Consider the following 24,555-nt stretch of genomic DNA (forward strand, 5'->3'; position numbering starts at 1 on the left):
CTTGTGGTCGCCCCGAGCGCCAATCAACGACCGTAAGCGCAAGCCGGCTGCGGCCGGGTCAGAGGGGTTTGATGTCTACCGGGATGCCGTTCAGGACGCTGTTGCCGGACAGGGGGTCGATCACCAGTTCGTCGGTGAGCACGTTGGAGTTGACCCCCGGGTGCTCGGCTGCCACTGACAGGCGTACGCCCGGCAGGGAATGGCCCCACCCGTGCGGCAGGCTCACCACGGACGGCATCACCCGGTCGGTCACCTCTACGCGCGCTGTCAGCGACCCCGCCCGCGACGTCACCTGCGCCTCGTCGCCGTCGGTCAGTGCCAGCCGCGCCGCGTCCGCCGGGTTGACCTGCAGCGTGCACCGGTCGCGCCCCTTCACCAGCGCGGGCACGTTGTGCATCCAGCTGTTGTTGGACCGCAGATGCCGCCGCCCGATCAGGACGAGTTGCTCTTCGGCGGGGACCGGTGCGGCGAGCAGCCGATCGGCCTCGGCGGCCAGCTGCGGCACGCACAGCTCAATGGTGCCGCTCGGTGTCTTCAGGATCTCCGGCACGCGCGGTTGCAGCGGACCGAGGTCGATGCCGTGCGGGTTCTCCAGCAGCCGTTCCAGCGAGAGGCCGCCGGGACGCTCACCGAATTGATCACCGTACGCACCGGAGCGCACCGCCACATCAAGGAGCCGCTCGGCCGGGCCGTCCCCGCGTACCAAATCTCGGGATTGCGCGAAGCCGGAGCGTTCCAGTGCCTGCGTGAGCAGGTGCTCATGGACAGCGTCAGCGTCGGGGAAGGCACCGGTCAGGACCATGATCAGCCGCGCCAGAATGTCACACTCGTCGATGCCCGACGACGGAGAGACCGACGGAGAGACCGGCGGGAAGACCGGCGGGGAGTACGCCGCGAAGTTGCGCACCGCGAACCCGAGGAACGAGAAGTCGAAGTGCCCCTTGCTGGTGGCTTCGAGCGGCGGCAGCACGACGTCGGCGTGCCGTGTCGTCTCGTTGAGGTACGGGTCGACGCTGACCATGAACTCGAGCTCACCCAGCGCCCGGTCCAGCCGGCCGCTGTTCGGCGTCGAGAGCGCCGGGTTCCCCGCGACGGTGAGGAACGCGCGGACCTGTCCCTCGCCCGGCGTCTCGATCTCGTCGGCGAGCGTGGCGACCGGCAACTCCCCCTTGACCTCGGGAAACCCGCGAACCCGGCTGTGCCACCGGCCGACCGTGAAGCCTTTGCCAGGACCGGCAGCGGACGGCCGCAGGTGTGCTGCGAGCGGGAACATCACCCCGCCGGGACGGTCGAGGTTGCCGGTCAGCACGTTGATCACGTCGACGAGCCAGCTCGTCAGGGTGCCGAATTCGACGGTGCAGGTGCCGATTCTTCCGTACACCGCTGCCTTGTCGGAAAGCGCGAGTTGCCGTGCCAGATCTCGCACCCGCTCGGCCGGCACGCCGCAGGCGGCCGCGACCTTGTCCGGACCGAAGCCGGCAGCGAGCGCACGCACCTGATCGATTCCGGTCACGTGCCCGGCGAGATCGCGCAGATTCACGAGCCCCTCGTCGAAGAGCGTGTGGACGATGCCGAAGAGCAGGTACGCGTCGGTGCCGGGCCGGATGAACAGGTGCTCGTCGGCGTGCTCGGCGGTCCGAGTCCTACGCGGATCGACCACCACGAAACGACCGCCGCGCGCCTGGATGGCCTTGAGCCGGCCGGGGAAATCGGCGGCGGTGGCGAGGCTGCCGTTCGACTCCCACGGGTTGGCGCCGAGGATCAGCAGGAAGTCGGTGCGATCAATATCGGGCACCGGGATGGTCAGCGGGTGGCCGAACAGATAGCCGCTGGAGACGTGCTTGGGCATCTGGTCGACGGTGCTGGCCGAGAAGACGTTGCGAGTGCCGGCCGCTTTGATCATCGGCGTGACGTAGAGGCCACCGGCCATCGTGTGCGCGTTCGGGTTGCCGAGGTAGATCGCGAGCGCGTTGCGCCCGTGCCGCTCCAGCAGCGGCCGCAGACCGGCCTCGACCGCGGCGAACGCCTCGTCCCAGCTCACCTCGACGTGCCGTCCGTCGCGGCGCACGAGCGGCTGCCGCAACCGGTCCGGATCGCCGGTGAGCTGCCCGAACGTGGCGCCTTTCGGACAGACGAAGCCGTGACTGAACACGTGGTCACGGTCGCCGCGCGCGGCGACCACGCGATCCTCGCTCACGGTCAGTTCCAGGCCGCAAGCGGCCTCACAGAGCGGACAGGTTCGGTACGCGGTTCGCATGGCAGGACACCGGCCTTCCTGGTTACTGGCCGGTATCCTGCCACGAATGCACCAAGATCGGTGGTTTACGAAAGCCGCTCAGGACGCCGTGCAGGTCACCGCCGGGACCGCGTTGGTGCCGGTCCACGATCCGAGGAAGCCGAACGACGTCGTGCCGCCGGCCGCAAGCTTGCCGTTCCAGCTCGCGTTGCGCGCGGTCACGGCCGCCCCGCTGCTGGTCACGTCAGCACTCCAGGCGTTGCTGATCTTCTGCCCGTTGGCGAACGTCCAGGTCAGGGTCCAGCCGTTGATCGCCGCGGTTCCGGCGGTCACCTTGACCTCACCCTGGAAGCCGCCCTGCCACTGCCCGGTGACCGCATAGGCGGCGGAACAACCGGCCGACGACGGCGGCGTGCTGACCGAGGGCGACGGCGACGGCGGGGTGCTGACCGACGGTGACGGCGACGGCGGCGCTGACGAAGAGGACGACGACGGTGACGGCGACACTCCGCCGAAGATCGACGCCTCGCGCGCTGTCGCCTTGATGCCGTTCGCGCCGTTGAAGATGCGCTCACCCCAGGTGCTCAGGTTGTCCGGATCGAAGCCGACCGCCATGTCCAGAACCGGATCGGTGTTGCCCGCCCACGACCAGCCCAGATATCCCAGGTCCCGGGCCACGGCCTCGGACAGCAGCGTCTCGTGGTCCACCTGGCTGGAGTCGAACCGCCAGCCGAACTCGCCGATCACCAGCGGCCAGCCGTTGTTCTTGAACGTATCCAGGTAGTTGACGATCGACGTTGACGTGTTGAAGACGGCGTACATATGAATCGACAGGACTGTGTTGTGTTGACTGTCCGCGTCAAGTACAGCCTGCGCGTTGTCCCGCATCGTGTACTGCCAGTCCTGACCCCAGTTGGGCCCGTCAACCATCAGCAGGTGCTGGAACCCGTTGCTGCGCATCTTCTGGATCGCAGCGACGGTGGCGGCGGTCCACTGTCCCGGGTTCGTGTTGCCGATCGGCTCGTTGCCGATGTTGATGACGACGTAGTCCTCCTGGCCGGTGAGCACACTCTTCAACCCGACCCAGTAGTTCACGGCCTGATCCAGGGTGTACGCGGCGGCGTCCTCGCCGTACCCGGTGGTGTCGTGGTTCTCCAGCACGCAGATCATCTTGTTCGCCTTGCAGAGGTCGATCACGTTCTGCACGTCGGCGGCGGTGTTCGCCGTCCAGCGGCCGCCGCTGAGCACGACTCGGACCGTGTTGGCCCCGGCCGCCTTGATGTCCGCGAACGACTGGGTCTGCCCTGCGTACCAGGTGTGCATGTGGTTGACGCCGCGCATCACGAACTTCTGTCCGTTCGCCTCGACGATGTCGGTTCCGCTGATGTGCAGGCCGGTCGCGGCGTACGCGGGCTGCACGAAGAAGAACAGGGGGATGAGGGCCGCGAGGATGGCGGCCCCGAGGGTTTTCTTCATGATCCACCTTCGGGGGAAAGGGGGCAGAGCGATTGGGAGCGCTCCCAAGACCATTGACTCATGTCGTTTACTTGTTGGCAACACGACCCTGTTGGCAGAGTGACAACAACCAGTGGCGACAGGAGGGCGAAACCATGGACGCACGAACACGCATTCACGAGATCCAGAACCAGGGCGGAAAAGTCACCCCGGACGAGCTCGACCAGCTCTGGACCACATTGGAAACCGTCCGGCCCGAGGAGATGCTCGGCGCCTGGAAAGGCAGCGAGTTCGTCAGCGGCCACCCCTTCGAGGGCAACCTGGCGCGGGTCCGCTGGCACGGCAAGACGTTCACCTCGCTGACCGACGTCACCCCGCTGGTTTGCCTGGACGACGAGGGCAACAAGTACGCCAACATCGACTTCGCGAAGGGCGGCGCCAGCCTCTGGACCGTGGAGTTCCGTGGCGAGCCGACCGCGACGATGGTCTACGACGGACGGCCCATCCTCGACCACTTCAAGCGGGTCGACGACGCGACAGTGCTCGGGGTGATGAACGGCAAGGGCGTGATGGCCGACGACGGCCGGCACTACTACTTCATGCTGGAGCGAGAGTGAGGGCAACAGCGGCTCTGGTGGAAACCCCCGGCGGGCCGTTCACCCTGCACGACGTCGAGATCGACGAGCCCCGCCCGGACGAGATCCTGGTCCGGATCACCGCGGCCGGCATCTGCCACACCGACCTCACGATGCGCCGCGCCTGGCCTCAGCAACGCCTGCCGATGATCTTCGGCCACGAGGGAACCGGCGTGGTCGAGGCGGTCGGCGCGCGGATCAGTTCGGTGGCGCCCGGCGACACGGTCTGCCTCAGTTATCGAAGTTGCGGAAATTGTCCAGAATGCTCGTCGAATAACCGCCCCTACTGCGAGCGCAGCGACCTGAACACGCGAGGCGGCCGCTCCGATGCCGTCAAAAAGACCTATAGCGGCTTCTTCGGCCAATCCAGCTTCGCCACCTACGCCCTCACCCACGAGAGCAACACCGTCAAGATCCCAGCGGACTTCCCGCCGGCCCTCGCCGCCCCGCTCGGCTGCGGTGTGCAGACCGGCGCCGGCACCGTCATCAACGTGCTCGAAGCCGGCCCCGGCGACACCCTCGTGATCTTCGGCGCCGGCAGCGTCGGCCTGAGCGCCGTGATGGCCGCCGCCGTCCAGGGCGCCACCGTCTTCGCCGTCGACCCGATCCCGGAGCGACGCGACCTCGCCAGGGAACTGGGCGCGGCCGAAGCGCTCGACCCGGCCACACCCGACCTGGTCAAGGCCCTGCGCGCACTCACCGAAGGCGGCGCTCAGCACGCCATCGACACGACCGGCCGCCCGGACGCGATCGAGCACGCGATCGGCTCGCTGCGCCGCCGGGGCACCCTCGCGCTGGTCGGCATGGGCGGATCCGCCGGGTTCGACATCATGACCGTGATGGCGAACGGCATCCGGATCCGCGGCGTGATCGAGGGCGACGCCGACCCGGCGACCTTCATCCCCCAGCTGATCGACATGAAGCTGCCCCTCGAGAAGATCGTCACCGAGTACCCGTTCGCCGACATCGAGACCGCCGCCCAGGACGCCATCGCCGGCCGCACCATCAAGCCGGTCCTGCTGATGGACCGATAAGTTAACCGGAATTCGCGCACCATCTGCACAACCCCGCTGAGAGCTTTCCGGGAAGTTAATCAGCGTTTACGGTCAGTCGCATGGACGAAGGTCTTTTTCAAGACACCGCGGTGATCCGCCGGGTGGCCGGGGAGGGTCTGCTGCTGCTCGCCGGCGGCGGCCGGGCCACGCTCCTCCAGATCGCACACCCCGGCGTCGCCCAGGGCGTCAACGATCACAGCTCCTTCGCCGAGCGCCCCCTCGACCGCCTGCGCACCACGATGAGTTACGTCTACGGGGTCCTTTACGGCACGCGGGCGGAGGCCGAGGCGATCAGCCGCGCGGTCTCCGCCATGCACTCCAAGGTCACCGGGCCGGGCTATTCCGCGAACGATCCGGACCTGATGGTCTGGGTCAACGCCACGCTCTACGACACCGCGATGGTCCTCTACCAACGCGTCCTCGGCCCGCTGACCGAAAACGAGCAGGACGAGTGCTACCGGCAATACAGCGTTCTCGCCACCTCGATCGGCTGCCCCGAGGGCATGTGGCCCGCCGATCGAGCCACCTTCGAGCGCTACTTCGAGCACACCATCACCACGCTCCAGGTCAGCGACGTCGCGCGCCGCATCGCGAACACCCTGCTCTGGCCGGAAGGCCTGCCCGTTCCACTGCGCCCGGCCGTCCCGCTCAACCGCTTCGTCACGGTCGGCCTACTCCCCGAACCGATCCGCGCCGGTTACGGTTTCCCCTGGTCAGAGCGCCGCGATAAGCTCTTGAACCGCGGCCTTACCGCGACCACCGCGATCTATCCGCGTCTACCCGACCGCCTCCGCTTCGCCGCCAAGGACCTTTACCTCGGCAACCTGCGCAAACGCCTCGCCCGCCGCCGCAACCCTCTCGCGGCACGCGGTTAAACAGAGCGGTGGTCGCTCTAGCGCGTGTCGCTCGCGCCGGTCGGCGCGACGAGAGGCCCCAATACGGTACGCGCAAACGACCGCAACTGATCATCGTCATCCACGTCCACACGGCTTTCCGGGGTGACGAAGAAACTCAGGGCGAGCCGTGCCACCACCTCGGCGACCAGGCCGGTGTCCACGGTGGCCGGGATCAGGCCGTCGTCCTGGTCGTGGCGCAGCTGGCCGGCCACGAAATCGCGTACCGCCCCGAGGACCGGGCCGCCCTCCGTGGTCATCAGCGGGACGACGGTCTCCGGATCGGCCACGAGCAGCCCGGAGACCAGGCGGTTGCCCCGGGCGGCTCGCAGCGACGCCACGAAACCCTCGACGAGGCGGCCCTCGCCGGTGGTCTGCTCCCCCACGACCCGCCGGAACTCGGCGACGTAATCCCGCAGCTCCCGCAACAGCAGCTCGTCGACGAGCGCGGTCTTCGCGGCGAACCGGCGGTACACGGTGATCCGGGAGACACCGGCCCGTCGCGCCACGTCGTCCATGCTGGAGCGGCGGATCCCGAGCGTACGGAATTGCTCAGCGGCGGCGACCAGAATGCGCTCGCGGTACGGATCGTCGGGCTGGCCTGGGCTTTCGCCGCTGCCCGGGTCGTCGTGGTTCTCCGGCGTCCGGGCGCGGCGCGCGGCCTCCTGGAACGCCCTGCTCAGCAACGGCTCCGGCGATGTGCTCATCGGCGCCCGATCCTACTGGCCGGCGCCGGCCGGCAGAGCCGCCCCGCCCGGCTTCTGCCCTTTGTCCAGCTCACTGGCCCGGACCGTCCATGCCGCGGCGGCCACCGCGCCGGCGATCCGCAGCGGCGGGATCACCAGCGCCATCAGTACGCGCACCAGGCGGGTGAAGCGACGCAGCCTGCGCTCCTGACCCGGCGTCCAGGTCATGCCGAACCGCTCGCGCAGCAGCGGGGGCAGCGTGCCGACGGTGACCAGGCCGGCGATCCGGCCGGCGACAACGGCGATCGGCCACCAGAGCGGGCCCGGAATCCAGCGGAACGGCTTCTTCAGCCGGTGGACGCTCTCGATCACGTCACGGACGGCCTGGTTGTCCTCGAGCCGCGTCACCAGCCCATGCGCGTAATAGTCCTGGAACGCTGCCCAGTCCACCGGCAGGTGCTGCTCGCGCAGGCCGAGCACGAGGCCGACCTCACGCATGTCCGCGTAATACTCCTCGATCTGCTCAGGCGTGAGCGGCTTGCCGAAGACCCGGTGCGCCTCGACACCACCCTGCACCGGCGTGGCGTGCACCCAGAGGTACGCCTCCGGGTTCAGCGCGTGGTACCGCCGGCCGGCCGCGTCCACCCCTTTGATCTCGCGGTGCAGCTCGCGCAGCCGGGCCGACTCGGAGGCGGCGCCGCGCTCACCGCCGTACACGATCGTGGAGAGCGAGAAGAAGGTGCGCACGAGCCGCCGCCACGGGTCGTCGCGATAGTTCGAATGCTCCAGCACCCCGGCGCCGACGACCGGATGCGCCACCTGGAGCACCAGGATCTGCGGCCCGAGCAGCATGTTGCGCGCGTCGCCGAAGTACCTCCACGCCACTGAACCACGTCGCACGCCCATGTTCAGACCCCTTCCGCTTCATCAATTGACAATAGCGATTTTACCGCCTTGCAATACAGAGATACAGCACTAGTATCCCCGTATCTCGCCAATTTAGGAGGATCGATGCTCGCAGAAGGGCGTACCCACTGGGGCCGGGCGGCATGGCTGTTCGTGCCGTCGGTGTTCGCGTTGGGTGGCATCACCGTCGGCATCGCCGAGGGTGCCCTGGCAGCCTCATTCGGGGTGTCCGGCCAAGCCTTCAAGGTCAGCGCGTCCAGCGTCGAGGGAACCGACGTGGCCGCTTATCTGGACACCGTGCAGAGCGTCGACGGGGCCAACCACCCGGTGATGCTGGCCGGCGTGAAGGAGGCCAGCCTCACCGACGTCTGCACGTCGGCCGTGGTGGACATCCCGGTCGTCGGCAACGTGTCGCTCAAGGTTCTCGGCGGCAAGCAGGAACCGATCACCGGCACGAACGTGGTCGCCGACGCCGAGGCCCTGCTCAGCGCCGGTGGCGTGGTCAAGAACGTGGAAGCCGGCCGGGACGCCTCCACGCTGAACCGGGTGCCCGGCGTCCAGGGACCGGCGGGACGCTTCGGCCTCCAGGCCGGTTCGCTCTCCACCGATGCCGTGCAGAGCACCGCCTGGTCGGCGAACGGCGGCACCCTGACGCTCTCCGGTGATCTCGAAGTGAGCGTCACCGCCGGCGTCCACGAGTGCTTCTAACCGGGCCGGCCTCGTGCTGAGAGCTCTGGCAAGCGCGGTGCGGGCGGTCATCCGCGAAATCGGCACCTGGTCGGATGAACGCCTGCCCGCCGCACGTGCCCGCCACGCGTTCCGGCACTGGCGCCGCTCCCGCCCGTTCTGGGGCGGCGCCGCGGTGGGCGCCGGCGGCGCGATCATCCTGCTGGTCCCGCTCGCCCCGTTACCCATCATGATCCGCGTCGGCATGGCCGCCGTCTCCGGCGCCGCGATCGGCGCCATCCTCGTGGTGAGCTGCCTGTTCCTCTGGTTCGCCCCGGCGCAGCGAGCATTCGTGGCGGTGGTCAGCACGATCTGCGCCCTGGTCTCGGTGGTCACCTCCAACCTGGGCGGCCTGGGAGCAGGTGCCCTGCTGGCCCTGCTCGGCTCCGCCATGGCCTTCGGCTGGCACCCCCACCCGGAGGAGACACCCAAGACCGACGACCCGAGCCTCGAACCGGAGGCCGCAGCGCCGGCGCTGCGGCCTGCGACCGCATCTCCGGAAGAACCGGAACCCGAACCTCACCGGCACCGCCCCGGCTTCCTGGCGATCCTCCTGCCAATCCTGGCCGTCGCAGCCGTGCCCACCGTGATCGAGAACCACCCGGCCCAGGCCGCCACCGTACGGACCGAGGCGCAGCCGACCTGTGTGCCGGTGCCGGGCGCGACCCGGCCGTGGTGGATTCCGGAATGGCTCTGGCTCGCCTGCCCGTCGGCCGACCCCAGCCTCAGTCCCAGCCCGGGCGTCATCCCGAGCGGCGTAACCAGCCCGCCGGCCTCGGCCTCGGCTTCAGCCACCGCCACGCCGGCACCCACCCCGACCCCCAGTCCTGGGACGCCTGCTCCGGAGAGTCCCGCAGGAAGCCCCGCAGCGTCCGGATCAGCCTCGGCGCCCCCTTCAAGCAGCGCGAGCCCGAGTGCGAGCCCGAGTGCGAGCCCGTCCGCGTCCGGTGTCACCCCGCCTCCCCGGATGGAGAATCCCGGCGACCTGGTCGAGATCAGATACGGCGAGAACGTCTCCGAGGTGAGTGCGGACAAACTGCTGGCCACCGGCTTCACCTTCCGCGGAAGCGTCCACCTGCCCACCGCCGACGGCGGCCGGATCAAGGCCCTCGTCTTCCACGCCGACAACCTGAAGGCCGACAACTACAGCATCTCCACGATGGACTCCGGCTCCCGCCTGGGCCTGACCGTCGACCTGGACATCGACGACGTGGACATCTACGCCACCTACCTGGGCGGCCTGATCACGGTCCCCTACCTCGACATCCCGCTACTGCCGATCGAGTTGAGCGCGGACCTGATCCCCACCTGGCTCCCGCTGGAGTTGAAGCTCCCGCTCTTCTCCGGCGACGACGTGAAAGCGGGCCAGGTCTTCATCCGAGCCGGCACCGTACGCAGCACCGACCTCTCCGCCGAAGCCCACACCCAGCGCCGCAGAACCGCCCCCTGAAACCCGCCAAGACCCTCCGGAGCCGCGCGCGTGTCGACTTCGGGTGCGAGCGGGACCCTAAATCGACACGCTTCGGCGGACTCGCCTGTGGGCGGCCAGGGCTAGGGACAGGAGCGCGGCGGCGACTGTCAGCGCCAGGCCCGCGGTGAGGGAGAGCAGCACGGCGCGCAAGGTGGGTGCGGCCCGATCCGGCAACACGTGAGCTCGGGCCGCCGGAAAAACCACCCCGGCCACCCGGCCCAGGACCGCGGACGATGGCACGGTTCCGTCGGTCGGGCCCGTCGAGGCGGCGCTCCGGGAATCCCTCGAAACCACGGGGTTGTCGCCGGTCAGGAACAGGTGGCCTTCGGTTACGCGTACCGAAAAGGGGTTGTCTCCGGGGCGGGCGGAGCCGGGAAGGGTGACGTTGCCGACCAGCAGGCGCCCGGAGGTGTCGCAGCAGGTCACCGTGGTGCCGGCGGTCGCGGTGACGCGCTTGACCACCCGCTCGGACTCCCCAGTGACCAGTGCCAGGACCACGTCTCCGGGAGCGGCGTCGCGGGACCAGGTGTCGACGATGATGCGGTCGCCGGGCAGCAGGGCCGGGGTCATCGAGCTGGTGGGTACCGCGTAGACCCGGTATCGGATCAGGAAGAGGCCCGCGCCGCCCAGCAGCAGGATCAGGCCCGCTGCCAGGCAGAAGCCGCGCAGGCGGTCAACCACGACGCAGGTGCTCGGCGGCCAGATCGGCCGGTGCGGGCGGCGGGCCCAGGTCGGAGATGTTGACGCCGTCCGGATAGCCGGGGTACGTGCGGTTGCCCGGCTCGACGGCGAGTCTGCTGGTGCGGCGCGGTGGGAGCAGGCGTACGCCGGCGGCTCGGGCCTTGAGGCTCGCGGCGGCGAGCGCGGGCACCCAGCGCGGCGCGGGCTTGAAGCCGAACGCGCTCAGCATCCGCTCGTCGAGCATGCCGCGGACGCCGAGGCGCGCGGCCGGGCGCAGGAATGGCGGGAACCAGCCGGCGAAGAGTTCGACGGTGTACTCGCCGATTTTCCGATTCGTGCCGGAGTAGACGAAGTTCTTTTCTTCATAAGCGGCCTTGAACGCCTTGAAGGCATCAAAACCGGCCGGGATGTCGCGGATGCCCATCCGGCGGCCGACCTCGCTGTAATAGAAGAATGCCCCGAGGCGTTCGTTGACGTGCAGCGGCCGCCAGCCGTACCGGTCGAGCCAGTCGAGCGGGTCGTAGACGAAGGTGGAGAGCACGTAAAGCATGTCGTCGTTGCTGATCGCATAGCGCCCGTGCGCCCGGTTGACCACCTTGAGCGCCTCTTTGCCGCGCGGCGAGTCGTATCCGTGCGCGGCGATCTCGGCCATCAGCAGAGCGGTGTCGTCGTATCGCTTCTGCGGCCGGTCGCGGAATTCGCCGGTGGCAGCGAGCAGGCCGGAGATGCTCGGTACGCAGTACGTGCGGAACAGCGCGAATTCCAGGGCCCGGGTGTAATCCCACGGGAAGTCGAGGCCGGACGAGATCTGATAGATCTCCAAGTGGTCGCGTTCGGGGTCGAGGGCGGCGATGCGTTTGGCGTTCTCGTAACGGTGGGTCATGTCACGCGCCTCCAGATTTGATATTTGATACCGTCACGCCGTGGTGATTCCTTCTGAGCGGCCCCAATTGTCGGAGGAGGTCGCTGCCACCCTGCGCGGCCGGATCATGTCGGGTGACCTGCGCCCCGGCGCCCGGATCCGCCTCGAAGAGGTCGCCGCGCAGCTCGGCGTCAGCATCACTCCGGTGCGCGAGGCCCTGCTGACGCTGCGCGGTGAGGACATGGTCGAGCTCGAACCCCGCAAAGGGTACGTGGTCTCGCCCCTGTCGAAACAGGACGTGCTCGATGTCTTCCAGCTGCAGGGCGACATCGCCGCCGAGCTTGCCGGCCGGGTCGCGGAGCGGATCACCGGGCCGCAGCTGGCCGAGATCACGCTGAAGAACAAGGCGCTGGCCCGCGCCAAGCGCACCGATGAGATCGAGCGGCTCGAGTTCGAGTTCCACCGGGCGATCAACCTGATCGCGGATGCCCGGAAGCTGAGCTGGTTCCTGCACACGGCGACGCGGTACACACCGGCCCGGTTCTACGCGGCCGACCCGGGGTGGCGGGCCGGCATGGTCGAGGATCACGAGGCGCTGCTCGTGGCGTTCGGCTCGGCCGACGGCGCTGCCGCCCGGACCGTGATGACCAGGCATTTCACCGACGGCGCCCAGCTGCTGGTGAAGCACCTGGACGACCTCGGCCTCTGGGAGTAAAAACCGGATCATCGGGCGTGACGGAACCGGAACAGCTTGCGGGCCCGTTCCAGCGCCACCGGGTCCCGGTCCAGCCGCATCAGGTCGATCAGTGGCGCGAACCGGCGCCACGTCACCGCCTGCGACCGGCTGAACTCGCGCAGCCCGTCCGCGCCGTGGATCCGGCCGAACCCGGAGTCACCCACCCCGCCGAACGGCAGTGACGGCACCCCGGCGAACCCGAGCACCGAATTGATCGAGACAGCGCCGGTCCTGATCTGCCGGGCGAGCGCGGCGGCTCGTTTCGTGTCGGCGGAAAAAATCGAGGCGGCCAGGCCGTACTTCGACGCGTTGGTGAGCCGCACCGCCTCCGCCAGATCGGCGACCGGGTTGACCACGAGTGTCGGGCCGAACGTCTCCTCGGTCACCGCCGCGCTCTCCTCCGGCACCTCGGCGAGCAGCACCGGCGTCACATAGGGCTCGCGGATCGACTCGACACCACCGACCACGGCACGCCCGCCGGCCGCCAAGGCGTCGGTGACGTGCGCGCGGACGATCTCGGGCTGCTCCGGAGTGGTCATCGGACCGTAGGCATCGGTCTTCACGTTCCCGGCGAGAGCCGCCAGGCGCTGGAGGAAGTCCTGGTAGACGGGCCGCTCCACATAGACCCGCTCGACGCCGGCGCAGGTCTGCCCGGCGTTGCCGAAACCACCGAAGGCAGCGGCCCGGGCGGCCACGTCGAGGTCCGCGTCGGCCGCGACGATCATCGCGTCCTTGCCGCCGCCCTCCACCACGATCGGCGTGAGCGTCCGCGCGCAGGCCGCCATGACCAGCCGCGCGGTGGCCGCCGATCCGGTGAACGCGATCTTGTCGGGGGCCGCGTCGACCAGGGCCGCGCCGGTTGTCCCGTCACCCACGACGACCTGGAGCACCGGGTGCTCGGGCACGGCCGTGGCCCACGCCTGGGCGAGCCAGACGCCGACGCCCGGCGTGTGCTCACTGGGTTTGAAGACCACCGCGTTGCCGGCGGCGAGCGCATAGGAGACCGAGCCGAGTGGCGTGTAGACGGGGTAGTTCCATGGGCCGATCACGCCGATCACACCGAGCGGCCGATACTCCAGAGCCGCGGCCTGGTCGGCGGCAAGGGTGCCGCTGCTGACCCGGCGGCGGCGCAGCACCTTGCCGGCGTTGTGCGCTGCCCAGTCCAGGTGCTCGACGGCGAGCATCACCTCGAGCAGCGCGTCGCCGAACGGTTTGCCGGTCTCGTCGTGGATCAGGGTCGCGAGCTCGTCGGATCCGGCGGCGATCGCGCGCTTCCATTTGAGCAACCGATCACGCCGGGCGTCGGCCGGAAGACCGGCCCACCACCCCGCGGCGATCCGGGCCTCGGCGACGGCTTCCTCAACCGTTTTCGCGTCGGCGATCTCGTACTCCCCCAGCACCTCGGCTGTTGCGGGATTCAAGGAACGCAGGGTGGCCATCGTTGTGCCTCCGACCGCAGATTTGATATTTGATATGTTACGTTCACTGTCAATACCCGTCGCTACCTGCATGAATCTTCGGGAGAGATTGACATGGCTATCGATCTGACCGACGAGCAACGCGCCTTCACGGAGGCGGTCGCCGAGTTCGCGAAACGCCAGGCCGGCACCCGGGAGCAGCGCGACGCGCTCACCGACGGCGGCCGCCACGCCCATCACCAAGGCACCTACCAGCAGATGGCCGACCTCGGCTGGATCGAGGGCGCCGTCGAGAGCATGACCGGCACCGTTCTCTTTCTCGAACAGATCGGGTACGGGCTACTCCCGGTCGGCGGCTTCCCGGTGTCCGCGATCGTGGCCGCCGCGGTCGCCAGGTCCGGGTCCGAGGAGCAGAAGAAGACAGTGCTCGGCGGGTTCACCGGCGGCCGCTCGTACTCGATCGCCATGTCCGAACCGGAAGCCGGCTCCGACGTCGCCAACCTGTCCTGCCGGGCGGTCGCCGACGACGACGGCTACGTGATCAACGGGCAGAAGACCTGGATCTCCAACGCGCACTTCGCCGACGCGATCCTGCTGGTCGCCCGGACCGGCGGCGCGCCCGGCGACCACGACGGGCTGACCATGCTGCTCGTGCCGGCCGACACTCCCGGCCTGCGGATCAGCGGCATCGACACGATGGGCGGCAAGGAGGTCAACGACCTCTACTTCACCGATTGCCGGGTGCCGGCCGACGCGGTGGTCGGCACGGCCGGCAAGGGCTGGTGGCAGCTGATGGCCGGCCTCAACGTGGAACGGCTCATCCTCGCCGGCCTGATGCTCGGCACCGCACAGCGCGCGTTCGACGACACGCTCGCGTACATCAAGGAGCGCAAGCAGTTCGGCCGCCCGATCGGCACGTTCCAGGTGCTCCGGCACCGGATCGCCGACCTGGCCACCGAGATCGAGTGCTGCCGCCTGCTGGTCCGCCGCACCGCCGAGCTGGTCGACCGCGATCCGTCCCGGGTACTGCCCCGGGAGAGCTCGATGGTCAAACTCAAGACCACCGAGGTCGCCCGCGAGGTCGCCCTCGCGGGCATGCAGATGATGGGCGGGTACGGGTACGCGACCGAATACGACATGGAACGGCACGTCCGCGCCACCCTCGTGTCGACGATCTACGGCGGGACCAGCGAGATCCAGCGCGACATCATCGGCAAGACGTACGGCCTCTAGAAAGGCAGCAGGGCCAGCGCGATCACCAAGTTGGCCAGGATCGCGGTGACGACGCCGAACCAGCCGCGATCCCGCTCCTTCGCCGGATCCGGCTCGGCGCTCGCCCACGGACGATCACGGAAGAGCCAGAAGACCAGACCGATTCCGTACGGAATAAGCGCCACCATCCAGAACCAGTACCACCGAGTCCCCCGCACCGGCGCCGGTCCGCTGATCACCACGATGAGCGAGGTCAGCGCCAGCACGAGGCTGATCCCCTGGAGCCAGCCGCTCCAGGGGTTCAGCACGGTCGCCTGTTCCTGCTGGGTGAGCTGCCGGGCGATGGGCGCCGCGCCGCCGCCGTGCGGGATGCCGTCGACGATCACGGATTCCTGATCGACGGCGGCGAGCGTGGTGTCGGTCCAGTACACCCGCTGATCGCTGGTCCGCCACACGAAATACGGCGCGGCATCGCCTCTCGAGGTCAGCGTCTTGGCCTCGAACCAGCGTTCGCTGCCGTCCCAGCCATTGCCCCACTGATAGGCGCGCACCTCGCCGCTGCTCACCGCGGCGAGGGCCCGCTCGTAACTCACCTCACGCGGGGCGGTCCACCAGGTCGATGCGGCGCCGGCGATCCACAGCAGGACGAGCAGGATCCGCGCCACACCCCAGATCTTCACCGCTTGATCCTGTCAAACCTCCGCCAGCTGCGTGCTGACGTCACCGTGGGCGCTGCGCACCCACCCTTTCTGCGCCATTCGCAGATGGAGGGTACGCATCAAAGCATCCCGCCGTTCCCCGGACATCTCCCGGCCACGGGCGTGCGCGGCGATCGCCGTGAGCGCCCCGTCGTCGTCGAGATCCGCGGGCCGGGGCGGCACACCCGACTGCCGGGCCCGCCGCAGACCGGCCTGGTTGGTCAGCGTCGCGAGTGGCTCGCCACCCAGCTCCCGGGCGAGATAATCCCGGTCGGTGTCGTCGGCGACCTTGTTGCCCACCACCGCGACCACGTCACCGACCCCGGCCGCCTCGGCCAGCTCCCGATAGCGTCGCGCCACCGACAACGACTCGGGCGTCGGCTCGGCCACCACCACGATCACGTCGAACTGGGCGTGCAGCGAATTCGCGAACGCATCAGTGCCGGCCACCATGTCGCAGACCACCCAGTCCTCTGCCTGGAGGCTGACGTGCGAGAGCAGGTTCTCCAGGATCGCCAGGTGCCCGTGGTAGCACCCGGAGCCGATGTCCTTCGCCTCATAGGTACCGACGTGCAGGACATGCGCCGCGTCGTCCAGCCGGGTGGCGTGCCCGGCGAGGACAGGATCCGTCTCGTCGAGGGTGACCAGGTGCGAACCCGGCCCCGGCGGCGTGGTCGCCACGAAGTGCTCGACGCCGGCGACCCGGGGATTGCTGCCGAGCAGATGAGAACGCACCCGGCGCACGTTGTCCGGGTGCGACAACGCGGTCTCGGCACCCGCGACCACGCCGAGCAGCGGCGCGAGGTGCACGTTGACGTCCGCGTCGATCGCGAGAACACGCTGCCCGGTGGCCCGCAAATGCCCGACGAAGAGGGCGGCGAGGGTGCTCTTGCCACTGCCACCCTTACCCGTAAAAGCGATTTTCATTTTCAACAGAGTAGTAGCGGGATCCGCCGCCGCAACCACCTTCGACCGGATCCACTCATCGTGGCGTCGACATACGACGATGCCCCGGCACCCCGCTCGCCGCATCGGAGCACTCAGGGCGACAACCCTTTTGGGGCCCTTTTTTGGGGCCACACCCACTGCGGGTGTGGTCACACCCGCAGTGGGGTGTGGCCCGCGAATCGCACTACCTCGCCCTGCCACCACTCCGCCTCGCCACGCCCACTGCCACGCCGCACCTCGCCCCCGCCGCCCCCGCCGCCCTTGCAGCGCCCGCCGCCGCGGTGTGATTCGAGGTATCGAAGAACGAGATTGTTATAGTAGTATGCAAACATGTTGTTCCGCGTGGACGTGGCGGCTTCTGAGCCGCTTGCTGATCAGATCGCTGCTCAGGTGCGTGGCGGGATCATGCGTGGCGAGCTGGCCGCCGGTGAGCGGCTGCCCGCCGCCCGGGAGCTGGCCGAGGTGCTCGACGTCAACCTGCACACCGTGTTGCGGGCCTATGGCCGGCTTCGCGACGAGGAGTTGATCGAGCTGCGCCGGGGCCGGGGTGCGGTGGTGCGCGGTGACGCCGACGCGGCCCGGCTGCGGCTGGCCGAGCTGGCGCGGCAGTTCGTGCGAGAGGCCCGGAAACAGGGTCTCGGCGAGACAGAGATGTTGGAAATCGTGAAGGGGGCGCGACCGTGAGACGACTGTGGGCCGCTGCGGCGGCGGTGTGGCTGCCGGTGGCAGTGACGGCGGCGACCGGGACCTGGCTGAGTGATCTGCCGGACCGGATCGCCACACATTGGAACGGTTCGGGAGCGGCCAACGGGTTCAGCCCGGCGACCGGGTTCTGGGTCGGCACGCTGATCGCCGGAGTGCTGGCCGGCGTGGCCGCACTGGTGGCGGCTGCCGTGGCGGCGCCGGCGTTCAGGGCCGCGAACGAACCAGCAGGCGGGAAGAGCGCGGACGACCTGGCGCGGTACGTGCGGCGGATCGCCGCTGGGCGTACCACGGTGATCGGAGCCGGCGCTGTCGCCGGAGCCGCGACCGGCGTCTGGGTTGCCACCGCGACCGCGACGCTGGCCGACTCGGGTGACCCGCGCCTGGGCTGGCGTTTCGGCTATCTCGCGATCGGCCTGGCCTGGGGGCTGGTGGTGTGGCTGATCGCCGGGCGCGCGCCTCGGATCGACGTGCCCGCGCAGGAGCCGGTGGACGCGCTCGATCTCGGCCCGACCGAGCGCGCGGCGTGGAGTACCACCCTGCGGTCGCCGATCATGATGACCGCGATGGCGGTGTCGGCCGCCGGCGTGGCGCTGGCCGCAGCGATCATGCAGCCGGGTCTCTGGTTCGTGGTGCTCGTGCCGGTGATCGCCGCGTTCGCGCTCGGCCGGGTGCGGGTGACCGCGGATCGGCGAGGTCTGCGCCTGACCAGCGCGATCGGCGGGTTCGCGTTCAAGCGGATCGCGCTCGACGAGATCACCGGTGCCGAGGTCGCCGAGATCAATCCGATCGAGTGGGGTGGCTGGGGTTACCGGGTGAAGGCGAGGAGCAGCGCTCTCGTCCTGCGCGGCGGGCCGGGTCTGGTGCTCCAGCTGCGCGACGGCCGCCGGTTCGCAGTGACCCTCGACGACCCGCGCACACCGGCCGCTCTGATCAACGGTTTGCGGGCGAACAGCACCAACTGACAACGTCTTGACAATTTCCTGAAAACGATTCCAGACTGACCCCACCGATCGATCGTTGTAAATGATCAGGGGGGTCCGCCATGGCGGCGACCATCAAGGACGTGGCCCGGCTCGCCGGTGTCTCCGCGTCCTCGGTCTGCCGGGCCCTGGCGAAACCGGAGCAGGTCAGGCCGGAGACCCGCGAGCGGGTCGAGCGGGCCGCGAGCGACCTCGGGTACTACCCGAACCGCGCGGCCCGCGGCCTGATCACCGGCCGGACCGCGAACATCGGCGTGGTGCTGCCGGACCTGGCGAACCCGTTCTTCCCCAGCGTGGTGAAGGCGATTCAGACCCAGGCCCGGCGGTTCGACTACGCCGTCTTCCTCAGCGACACCGACGAGGACCCGGCGCTTGAGGTCCCGCTGATCCGGGCGCTCGCCAAGCAGGTCGACGGGTTCCTGCTCTGCTCACCCCGGGCCGGCGACGAGGAGTTGCGCGCGTTCGCCGGCCACACCCCGATCGTGGTGCTGAACCGGCGGGTCACCCCGTTCCCCTCGGTGACCGCGGACAGCGCGGACGGCATGCGCCAGGCGATCGGGCATCTGCACGCTCTGGGGCACCGCCGGGTCGCGTACGTGGCCGGGCCCCGCACGTCCTGGTCGAACCGTGACCGGCTGCGCGGGCTTCGGTCGGCCACCAGCACGTACGACATGGAGTTGATCGAGGCCGGCAACGTGGCGCCGACGGTCGACGGCGGCGCTGCCGTCGCCGACCTGGTGGCCGCGTCGCCGGTCACCGCTGTGATCGCCTACAACGACCTGGTCGCCCTCGGTCTGCTCAACCGGTTCCGGGCGCGGGAAATCGCGGTGCCGGAACGGATCAGCGTCGTCGGTTTCGACGACATCCTGCTCGCCGGCCTGGTCACGCCCGCGCTGACCACGGTCGCGATCGCCAAGGAACAGATCGGCCGCACGGGGGTCGATCTGTTCCTTGACCTGCTCAAGGACGACGAAGGCCGCAAGCCGGTGCACAAACGAACGCCTACTCAGCTCATCGTGCGGGCCTCCACCGGGCCCGCACACCTCTGACACAGGAGAAGGCCATGAAAGGAAAGGTCACTCTCAGTCTCGCTGCGATCATCACGTTATCTCTGGCCGCGTGCAGCCCACCGGAATCCGGCGGGGGAACCACGGGCGCCGACGGACCCGTACCGGACAAACCCACGAAGGCGGTGACCCTGAACGTCCTGGACGTCGCCGGGAACCTCCAGCTCACCCAGGGCATGATCGACGACTTCGTGGCGAAGAACGCCGACATCGTCGAGAAGGTCACCTACACCAAGGCCACCGCTCCCGAGCTGGTCGGCAAGATCAAGGCACAGCAGGACGCCAACCGGGTCGACATCGACCTGGTGCTGACCGGTGTCGACGGCCTCGCGGCCGGAATCGATCAGGGACTCTGGTTACCGCTGCTGCCGACGCACGCGAGCCGGCTGACCGGCATGGCGGCTTATCTGCCGGGTGCCGCCGCCATGCAGGAACTCGCCGGCGACAACGGCGTGACCGTCACCTATTACCCGTCCGGGCCGCTCATCGAATACCTGCCGGGCAAGGTGCCGAACCCGCCGAAGAACGCGCAGGAACTGCTCGATTTCGCGAAGGCCAACCCGGGCGCCGTCCAATACGCCCGCCCGTCGAACTCCGGGCCGGGCCGCACGTTCCTGATGGGACTGCCGTACCTGCTCGGTGACAGCGACCCGAAGGACCCGGAGGGCGGCTGGGACAAGACCTGGGCGTTCCTGAAAGAGCTCGACGCGCAGATCACCCTGTACCCGTCCAGCACCAGCGAGACGATGAAGAACCTGGCCAATGGCTCAGCGAAAATCATCCTGTCGACAACCGGCTGGGACATCAACCCGCGCGTGCTCGGCACCGTCCCGAAAGAGGCGAAGATCGGCACGCTGGAAGGGTTCCACTGGGTCACCGACGCGCATTACGCCGTCGTACCCAAGGGGGTCTCGACCGACAAGCAGGCCGCCGTGCTGTCCCTTCTCACCTGGATGCTGACCCCGGAACAGCAGGCCAAGGCATATGACAAGGGCTATTTCTTCCCCGGCCCGGCGATCAAGGGTGTGCCGCTGACGATGGCGCCGCAGGACAGTCAGCAGGCCATCGCCGAATTCGGGCGGCCGGAATACACCGATCTCATCGCGAACAATCCCCTCGAAGTGCCGCTCGACGCCAAATCCCTGGTCGCAGCGTTCGACCGCTGGGACCGTGAAATCGGCGGTTCGAAGGTCAAGAAGTGACACGTTTCGAGCGGCTGCGCCTGGACGGCGTGACCAGGCAGTTCGCCGGCGTCGACGCGCTGAGCGAACTCAGTTTGGAGATCCAGCGGGGCGAGTTCATCGCCCTGCTGGGCCCCTCCGGCTGCGGCAAGTCGACAGCGCTGAACTGCCTGGCCGGTCTGCTGCCGCTCACCGCCGGCAGCATCTGGCGCGACGACGTCCGGCTGGACACGCTGCCACCGGAGCGACGCGGTTTCGGAATGGTCTTCCAGAACTACGCCCTCTTCCCGCACATGTCCGTCCAGAAGAATGTGTCCTTCGGCCTGCAGATGCACGGCGTGACCCGCGCCGAGACACGCCGCCGCACCACCGACGCGATTCGCCTCGTGCATCTTGAGGAACACGCGACGAAACTGCCCGGCCAGCTCTCCGGCGGGCAGCAGCAACGCGTCGCCATCGCCCGCGCCGTCGTCATCGAACCGTCGCTGGTCCTGATGGACGAACCGCTCTCCAATCTGGACGCGAAACTGCGCCTGGAGATGCGTACCGAGATCCGCCGCCTGCACCAATCACTCGGCCTCACCACCGTGTATGTCACCCACGATCAGGAGGAGGCCCTTTCCCTCTCCGATCGCCTCGTGGTGCTCCGCGACGGCCGGGTCCAGCAGATCGGCACACCGGAAGAGGTGCACACCCGCCCCGCCAATCGGCACGTCGCCGATTTCATGGGCTATCGCAATCTCCTGCCGGGGCGCGCTTCCAGCGGCGCCTCCCTCCTTCTGGAGCCTTCCGGGGTACGCGTGAAAGGGACCCCGGTCGGGTCGGTGAACGACGGCGATCCGGTGGTGGCGGCGATCCGTCCCGAGGACATCCGTCTCGACGGCGATCGGGAGGCGACAGTGGATGTCGTCGAATACCAGGGCCGCGAATTCACCGTCGAGGCGCGCACCGACGACGGGCTGATGTTGCATCTGCGTACCGGCACACGGCTTTCCGTCGGCGACAAGGTGCGAGTGGGTTTTCCGCCGGACCGGCTCCTCCTCTTTCCCGCGGAAGCGTCATGACGGCCACGACCGTCGCGATCCGGCACCGGCTCGCCGAACGCGGCGTGGACCGGCAGATGCTGCTGCTCGTGCCGGCCACGGTGTTCGTGGTGGCACTTTTCGTCTATCCGTTCGCGTACGGGATCGCGGTGTCGCTGCAGCCCGCCGAGGGTGGATTGCTCGCGGCTTACCAGGCGTTCTTCGCTGACGCGTACCAGCGGGACACGATCGGGACGACACTCGCGATCGCGCTGCCGGCGGCGCTGCTCAACGTCGTCGCGTCGGTGCCGATCGCTTATCGGATGCGCGGGCGGTTCCGCGGCAAACGGCTGCTCACCACGATTCTCGTCGTGCCGATCACGCTCGGGACCGTGCTGACCGCCGAGGGCCTGCTCAACTTTCTCGGGCCGGCTGGATGGTTCAACCGGTTCCTCGTGACGACGGGGCTGACCGACGCCCCGGTGCGGCTCACCAACAATTACTGGGGCGTGTTCTTCTCGCTCGTCATCACGGGCTTCCCGTTCGCTTTTCTGCTCGTTCTGTCGTACCTGTCCGGCATTGATCCGAGCCTGGAACGCGCGGCGGCGACGCTCGGCGCCGGATGGCGCCAGCGGTTCTTCCGGATCACCCTTCCGCTGCTGGCGCCGGGGCTGGCCACCACGTTCTGCCTGACGTTCGTGCTCGCGTTCAGCGTCTTTCCGTCGGCGATCCTGGTCGGCGATCCGTCCGGCAGCACCCGGGTCATCTCGATCGCGGCCTATGAGGCGGCCTACGTCCGATACGACTATGCCGGCGCCTCGGCCGCCGCGATCATCATGGGCGCCGTCGAACTCGTCGTCATCGCGATCGTGCTCGGGTTGCGGGGCCTGCTCTACACCGGCTCGACCGCGGGAGGGAAAGGATGAGGCGCTCCATTGTCGCCTCGCCCGCCGCCTGGCTCGTGTGGGGCACGGTCATCGTCTTCTTCGTCTTCCTGACCGGCATCATCGGTTCGGTCGTGGTCAATTCGTTCGGGCTGCGCTGGTTCGACTCGTGGCTGCCCGAGGCGTACACCACCGATTGGTACGGCCAGGCGTGGGACGAATTCACCCTGTTACCGGTTCTCACCGTGACGCTGATCGTCTGTCTGCTCGTCGCCGGCATCTCGGTGCTGGTCGGGGTGCCGGCCGCTTATGTGCTGGCCCGGCGTCGATTCCCCGGCAGCCGGTTCCTTTATCTGCTCTTCCTGCTGCCGATCCTGATGCCCCCGATCACCTACGGCATCCCGCTCGCCACGGTGCTCTACAAGTACGGCCTGGCGGGTCACCTCTCCGGCGTCGTGCTCGCCAATCTGGTGCCGTCGATCCCGTTCGTCATCCTCACCATGACGCCGTTCATCGAGCAGATCGACCCGGCGGTGGAACGGGCGGCGCGGATGTGCGGTGCGCGTACCCGTCATGTCTTCTATCGGATCCTCGCCCCGCTGCTGGTTCCCGGCATTCTCGCGTCGGTGATCCTGGTGGTGGTCCGCACGGTCGGCATGTTCGAGCTGACATTCCTGACCGCCGGCCCGGATTCGCAGACCCTCGTCGTGGCGCTCTTCTACTCGATGTCGGCGGCGGGCATCCGCGCACAGCAGTCAGTGGACGCGATGGCCGTCATCTACTGCGTCATGATGCTGACGCTGCTGGTCGTGGCTCTACGGTTCGTCAATCCCACCCAGTTGGTCGCACGGGTCAAGGAGGATCCGGAGTGAGAATCGTCGAAGCACGGGTGATCGTCACCTGCCCAGGCCGCAATTTCGTGACCCTGAAGATCGTGACCGACGAGGGTGTCACCGGAGTCGGTGACGCCACGCTGAACGGCCGGGAACTGGCCGTCGCGTCCTATCTGGAGGACCACGTCGTGCCGGCCCTGATCGGCCGTGATCCGTCGCGGATCGAGGACACCTGGCAGTTTCTGTACAAGGGCGCGTATTGGCGCCGGGGTCCGGTCACGATGACGGCCATCGCGGCGGTCGACACGGCTTTGTGGGACATCAAAGGCAAGGCGGCCGGACTGCCGGTCTATCAGTTGCTGGGCGGGCGGTCCCGTGAGGGCGTGACCGTTTACGGCCATGCGAACGCCGACGACGTCGAGTCAGTCCTGTCGGAAATTTCGTCGTATGTCGCGCTCGGGTACCGCGCTGTCCGGGTGCAGACCGGCATCCCTGGCCTCGAGTCGACGTACGGCGTCGGCGGGGACAAGATGTTCTACGAGCCGGCCGATGCCGCGTTGCCGACCGAGAACATCTGGTCCACGGCCCACTATCTCGATCATGTACCGAAGGTGTTCGCCGAGGTCCGCGCCGAGTTCGGCCCGACGCTGAAGCTGCTCCACGACGTGCATCACCGCCTCACCCCGATCGAGGCGGCGCGGCTCGGGAAGTCGCTGGAGCCCTATGCGCTGACCTGGATCGAGGACCCGGTCCCGGCGGAGCTGCAGGAAGGCTTCCGGCTGATCCGGCAGCACACGACGACACCGATCGCGGTGGGCGAGGTGTTCAACTCGATCTGGGACTGCCAGGAGTTGATCACGTCGCAGCTCATCGACTACATCAGGACGACGGTCGTGCACGCCGGCGGGATAACGCACCTGCGCCGCATCTTCGATTTTGCGGCGCTGTACCACGTCCGCAGCGGCTCGCACGGCGCCACGGATCTGTCCCCGGTGTGCATGGCGGCGGCGCTGCACGTGGACGTGGCGATCCCCAATTTCGGCCTGCAGGAGTACATGCGGCACACGCCGGAGACCGACGAGGTCTTCCCGCACGGTTACCACTTCGCCGACGGATACCTGCATCCGTCGGAGGAACCCGGCCTCGGGGTTGACATCAACGAGGAGCTGGCGGCGAGATATCCGTATCGCCCGGCGTCACTGCCGATCAACCGCCTGGAGGACGGAACGATGCACAGCTGGTAGGAGTCTGCCCTGACACGGTGG

General features: G+C 68.5%; 24 protein-coding genes. 15 read left to right on the plus strand and 9 right to left on the minus strand.

Annotation, left to right across the window (positions count from 1 at the left end):
- Positions 1 to 58 precede the first annotated feature (58 nt).
- Both B0I29_RS01430 and B0I29_RS01435 read right to left on the minus strand, forming a co-directional pair.
- Positions 59 to 2,257: a molybdopterin oxidoreductase family protein gene (locus tag B0I29_RS01430; protein WP_111646954.1), complete on the minus strand. Its 2,199-nt coding sequence runs from the start codon at positions 2,255 to 2,257 to the stop codon at positions 59 to 61.
- A gap of 78 nt (positions 2,258 to 2,335) precedes the next feature.
- Positions 2,336 to 3,712: a cellulase family glycosylhydrolase gene (locus tag B0I29_RS01435; RefSeq protein ID WP_111646955.1), complete on the minus strand. Its 1,377-nt coding sequence runs from the start codon at positions 3,710 to 3,712 to the stop codon at positions 2,336 to 2,338.
- Positions 3,713 to 3,846: 134 nt separating this feature from the next.
- Between B0I29_RS01435 and B0I29_RS01440 the strand changes: the two genes are divergently transcribed.
- The 3 genes from B0I29_RS01440 (at position 3,847) to B0I29_RS01450 (ending at position 6,256) form a co-directional block, all read left to right on the plus strand.
- Complete coding sequence (locus tag B0I29_RS01440; RefSeq protein ID WP_111646956.1) at positions 3,847 to 4,308, plus strand: DUF4334 domain-containing protein; 462 nt, start codon at positions 3,847 to 3,849, stop codon at positions 4,306 to 4,308.
- Positions 4,305 to 5,360: an NAD(P)-dependent alcohol dehydrogenase gene (locus B0I29_RS01445; RefSeq protein WP_111646957.1), complete on the plus strand. Its 1,056-nt coding sequence runs from the start codon at positions 4,305 to 4,307 to the stop codon at positions 5,358 to 5,360. The genes B0I29_RS01440 and B0I29_RS01445 overlap by 4 nt, the downstream gene beginning before the upstream one ends.
- Before the next feature lie 80 nt (positions 5,361 to 5,440).
- Positions 5,441 to 6,256, plus strand: a complete 816-nt coding sequence (locus B0I29_RS01450; RefSeq protein ID WP_111646958.1) for an oxygenase MpaB family protein — start codon at positions 5,441 to 5,443, stop codon at positions 6,254 to 6,256.
- A gap of 17 nt (positions 6,257 to 6,273) precedes the next feature.
- Here the strand turns inward: B0I29_RS01450 and B0I29_RS01455 are convergent, their stop codons facing one another.
- Positions 6,274 to 6,981 (minus strand): TetR/AcrR family transcriptional regulator, encoded by a 708-nt coding sequence (locus B0I29_RS01455; protein WP_111646959.1) that lies wholly within the window; start codon positions 6,979 to 6,981, stop codon positions 6,274 to 6,276.
- A gap of 12 nt (positions 6,982 to 6,993) precedes the next feature.
- A complete protein-coding gene (locus B0I29_RS01460; RefSeq protein ID WP_111646960.1) occupies positions 6,994 to 7,866 on the minus strand; it encodes an oxygenase MpaB family protein in 873 nt (290 codons plus the stop codon).
- 105 nt (positions 7,867 to 7,971) lie between these two features.
- On the opposite strand from B0I29_RS01460, the gene B0I29_RS01465 reads away from it, so the two are divergent.
- Complete coding sequence (locus tag B0I29_RS01465) at positions 7,972 to 8,574, plus strand: DUF6230 family protein (RefSeq protein ID WP_220091253.1); 603 nt, start codon at positions 7,972 to 7,974, stop codon at positions 8,572 to 8,574.
- A gap of 13 nt (positions 8,575 to 8,587) precedes the next feature.
- Positions 8,588 to 10,042 (plus strand): DUF6114 domain-containing protein, encoded by a 1,455-nt coding sequence (locus tag B0I29_RS01470; protein WP_146616682.1) that lies wholly within the window; start codon positions 8,588 to 8,590, stop codon positions 10,040 to 10,042.
- 57 nt (positions 10,043 to 10,099) lie between these two features.
- Here the strand turns inward: B0I29_RS01470 and lepB are convergent, their stop codons facing one another.
- Both lepB and B0I29_RS01480 read right to left on the minus strand, forming a co-directional pair.
- Positions 10,100 to 10,744, minus strand: coding sequence for a signal peptidase I (lepB, locus tag B0I29_RS01475; RefSeq protein ID WP_181557642.1), 645 nt, complete (start codon positions 10,742 to 10,744; stop codon positions 10,100 to 10,102).
- Positions 10,737 to 11,627 carry an oxygenase MpaB family protein gene (locus B0I29_RS01480; RefSeq protein WP_111646963.1) on the minus strand — a complete coding sequence of 297 codons (891 nt, stop codon included), beginning with the start codon at positions 11,625 to 11,627 and terminating at the stop codon, positions 10,737 to 10,739. The genes lepB and B0I29_RS01480 overlap by 8 nt, the downstream gene beginning before the upstream one ends.
- 40 nt (positions 11,628 to 11,667) lie before the next feature.
- Between B0I29_RS01480 and B0I29_RS01485 the strand changes: the two genes are divergently transcribed.
- Entirely contained in the window at positions 11,668 to 12,321 is a 654-nt protein-coding gene (locus B0I29_RS01485; protein ID WP_111646964.1) for a GntR family transcriptional regulator, read from the plus strand.
- A gap of 8 nt (positions 12,322 to 12,329) precedes the next feature.
- Here B0I29_RS01485 and B0I29_RS01490 read toward each other — a convergent pair whose 3' ends face one another.
- Positions 12,330 to 13,781 (minus strand): aldehyde dehydrogenase family protein, encoded by a 1,452-nt coding sequence (locus tag B0I29_RS01490; protein ID WP_111646965.1) that lies wholly within the window; start codon positions 13,779 to 13,781, stop codon positions 12,330 to 12,332.
- A 93-nt stretch (positions 13,782 to 13,874) separates the two neighbouring features.
- On the opposite strand from B0I29_RS01490, the gene B0I29_RS01495 reads away from it, so the two are divergent.
- Positions 13,875 to 14,993: an acyl-CoA dehydrogenase family protein gene (locus B0I29_RS01495; protein WP_111646966.1), complete on the plus strand. Its 1,119-nt coding sequence runs from the start codon at positions 13,875 to 13,877 to the stop codon at positions 14,991 to 14,993.
- Here B0I29_RS01495 and B0I29_RS01500 read toward each other — a convergent pair.
- Positions 14,990 to 15,652, minus strand: a complete 663-nt coding sequence (locus tag B0I29_RS01500; RefSeq protein WP_111646967.1) for a hypothetical protein — start codon at positions 15,650 to 15,652, stop codon at positions 14,990 to 14,992. The genes B0I29_RS01495 and B0I29_RS01500 overlap by 4 nt on opposite strands.
- 12 nt (positions 15,653 to 15,664) lie before the next feature.
- Positions 15,665 to 16,597, minus strand: a complete 933-nt coding sequence (locus B0I29_RS01505; protein WP_111646968.1) for a nucleotide-binding protein — start codon at positions 16,595 to 16,597, stop codon at positions 15,665 to 15,667.
- A 351-nt stretch (positions 16,598 to 16,948) separates the two neighbouring features.
- Between B0I29_RS01505 and B0I29_RS01510 the strand changes: the two genes are divergently transcribed.
- The 8 genes from B0I29_RS01510 (at position 16,949) to manD (ending at position 24,534) form a co-directional block, all read left to right on the plus strand.
- The gene (locus tag B0I29_RS01510) at positions 16,949 to 17,302 is read left to right on the plus strand and encodes a GntR family transcriptional regulator (RefSeq protein WP_111646969.1); all 354 of its coding nucleotides are present in this window, start codon (positions 16,949 to 16,951) and stop codon (positions 17,300 to 17,302) included.
- Positions 17,299 to 18,285: a DUF1648 domain-containing protein gene (locus B0I29_RS01515; protein ID WP_111646970.1), complete on the plus strand. Its 987-nt coding sequence runs from the start codon at positions 17,299 to 17,301 to the stop codon at positions 18,283 to 18,285. Before B0I29_RS01510 ends, B0I29_RS01515 begins: the two co-directional genes overlap by 4 nt.
- A gap of 80 nt (positions 18,286 to 18,365) precedes the next feature.
- The gene (locus tag B0I29_RS01520) at positions 18,366 to 19,352 is read left to right on the plus strand and encodes a LacI family DNA-binding transcriptional regulator (protein ID WP_111646971.1); all 987 of its coding nucleotides are present in this window, start codon (positions 18,366 to 18,368) and stop codon (positions 19,350 to 19,352) included.
- 14 nt (positions 19,353 to 19,366) lie between these two features.
- Entirely contained in the window at positions 19,367 to 20,572 is a 1,206-nt protein-coding gene (locus tag B0I29_RS01525) for an ABC transporter substrate-binding protein (RefSeq protein WP_111646972.1), read from the plus strand.
- Complete coding sequence (locus tag B0I29_RS01530; RefSeq protein ID WP_111646973.1) at positions 20,569 to 21,615, plus strand: ABC transporter ATP-binding protein; 1,047 nt, start codon at positions 20,569 to 20,571, stop codon at positions 21,613 to 21,615. The genes B0I29_RS01525 and B0I29_RS01530 overlap by 4 nt, the downstream gene beginning before the upstream one ends.
- On the plus strand, positions 21,612 to 22,499 hold the full coding sequence (locus B0I29_RS01535) for an ABC transporter permease (RefSeq protein WP_111646974.1): 888 nt from the start codon (positions 21,612 to 21,614) through the stop codon (positions 22,497 to 22,499). The genes B0I29_RS01530 and B0I29_RS01535 overlap by 4 nt, the downstream gene beginning before the upstream one ends.
- Complete coding sequence (locus B0I29_RS01540) at positions 22,496 to 23,329, plus strand: ABC transporter permease (RefSeq protein ID WP_111646975.1); 834 nt, start codon at positions 22,496 to 22,498, stop codon at positions 23,327 to 23,329. The genes B0I29_RS01535 and B0I29_RS01540 overlap by 4 nt, the downstream gene beginning before the upstream one ends.
- Entirely contained in the window at positions 23,326 to 24,534 is a 1,209-nt protein-coding gene (gene manD, locus B0I29_RS01545) for a D-mannonate dehydratase ManD (protein WP_111646976.1), read from the plus strand. The genes B0I29_RS01540 and manD overlap by 4 nt, the downstream gene beginning before the upstream one ends.
- Positions 24,535 to 24,555: the final 21 nt, after the last annotated feature.

Source organism: Actinoplanes lutulentus (genome assembly GCF_003259845.1).
In the GTDB taxonomy this organism is placed as follows: Bacteria; Actinomycetota; Actinomycetes; order Mycobacteriales; family Micromonosporaceae; genus Actinoplanes; species Actinoplanes lutulentus.

What these genes read in the sequence shown, in the direction of transcription:
- B0I29_RS01440 (WP_111646956.1), top strand. Translation starts at nt 3,847, where the DNA reads ATGGACGCACGAACACGCATTCACGAGATCCAGAACCAGGGCGGAAAA.
- B0I29_RS01480 (WP_111646963.1), bottom strand. Translation starts at nt 11,627, where the DNA reads ATGACCCACCGTTACGAGAACGCCAAACGCATCGCCGCCCTCGACCCC.
- B0I29_RS01520 (WP_111646971.1), top strand. Translation starts at nt 18,366, where the DNA reads ATGGCGGCGACCATCAAGGACGTGGCCCGGCTCGCCGGTGTCTCCGCG.
- B0I29_RS01465 (WP_220091253.1), top strand. Translation starts at nt 7,972, where the DNA reads ATGCTCGCAGAAGGGCGTACCCACTGGGGCCGGGCGGCATGGCTGTTC.
- B0I29_RS01510 (WP_111646969.1), top strand. Translation starts at nt 16,949, where the DNA reads ATGTTGTTCCGCGTGGACGTGGCGGCTTCTGAGCCGCTTGCTGATCAG.
- B0I29_RS01495 (WP_111646966.1), top strand. Translation starts at nt 13,875, where the DNA reads ATGGCTATCGATCTGACCGACGAGCAACGCGCCTTCACGGAGGCGGTC.
- B0I29_RS01430 (WP_111646954.1), bottom strand. Translation starts at nt 2,257, where the DNA reads ATGCGAACCGCGTACCGAACCTGTCCGCTCTGTGAGGCCGCTTGCGGC.
- B0I29_RS01435 (WP_111646955.1), bottom strand. Translation starts at nt 3,712, where the DNA reads ATGAAGAAAACCCTCGGGGCCGCCATCCTCGCGGCCCTCATCCCCCTG.
- B0I29_RS01460 (WP_111646960.1), bottom strand. Translation starts at nt 7,866, where the DNA reads ATGGGCGTGCGACGTGGTTCAGTGGCGTGGAGGTACTTCGGCGACGCG.
- B0I29_RS01505 (WP_111646968.1), bottom strand. Translation starts at nt 16,597, where the DNA reads ATGAAAATCGCTTTTACGGGTAAGGGTGGCAGTGGCAAGAGCACCCTC.
- B0I29_RS01525 (WP_111646972.1), top strand. Translation starts at nt 19,367, where the DNA reads ATGAAAGGAAAGGTCACTCTCAGTCTCGCTGCGATCATCACGTTATCT.
- B0I29_RS01535 (WP_111646974.1), top strand. Translation starts at nt 21,612, where the DNA reads ATGACGGCCACGACCGTCGCGATCCGGCACCGGCTCGCCGAACGCGGC.
- B0I29_RS01455 (WP_111646959.1), bottom strand. Translation starts at nt 6,981, where the DNA reads ATGAGCACATCGCCGGAGCCGTTGCTGAGCAGGGCGTTCCAGGAGGCC.
- B0I29_RS01540 (WP_111646975.1), top strand. Translation starts at nt 22,496, where the DNA reads ATGAGGCGCTCCATTGTCGCCTCGCCCGCCGCCTGGCTCGTGTGGGGC.
- B0I29_RS01490 (WP_111646965.1), bottom strand. Translation starts at nt 13,781, where the DNA reads ATGGCCACCCTGCGTTCCTTGAATCCCGCAACAGCCGAGGTGCTGGGG.
- B0I29_RS01450 (WP_111646958.1), top strand. Translation starts at nt 5,441, where the DNA reads ATGGACGAAGGTCTTTTTCAAGACACCGCGGTGATCCGCCGGGTGGCC.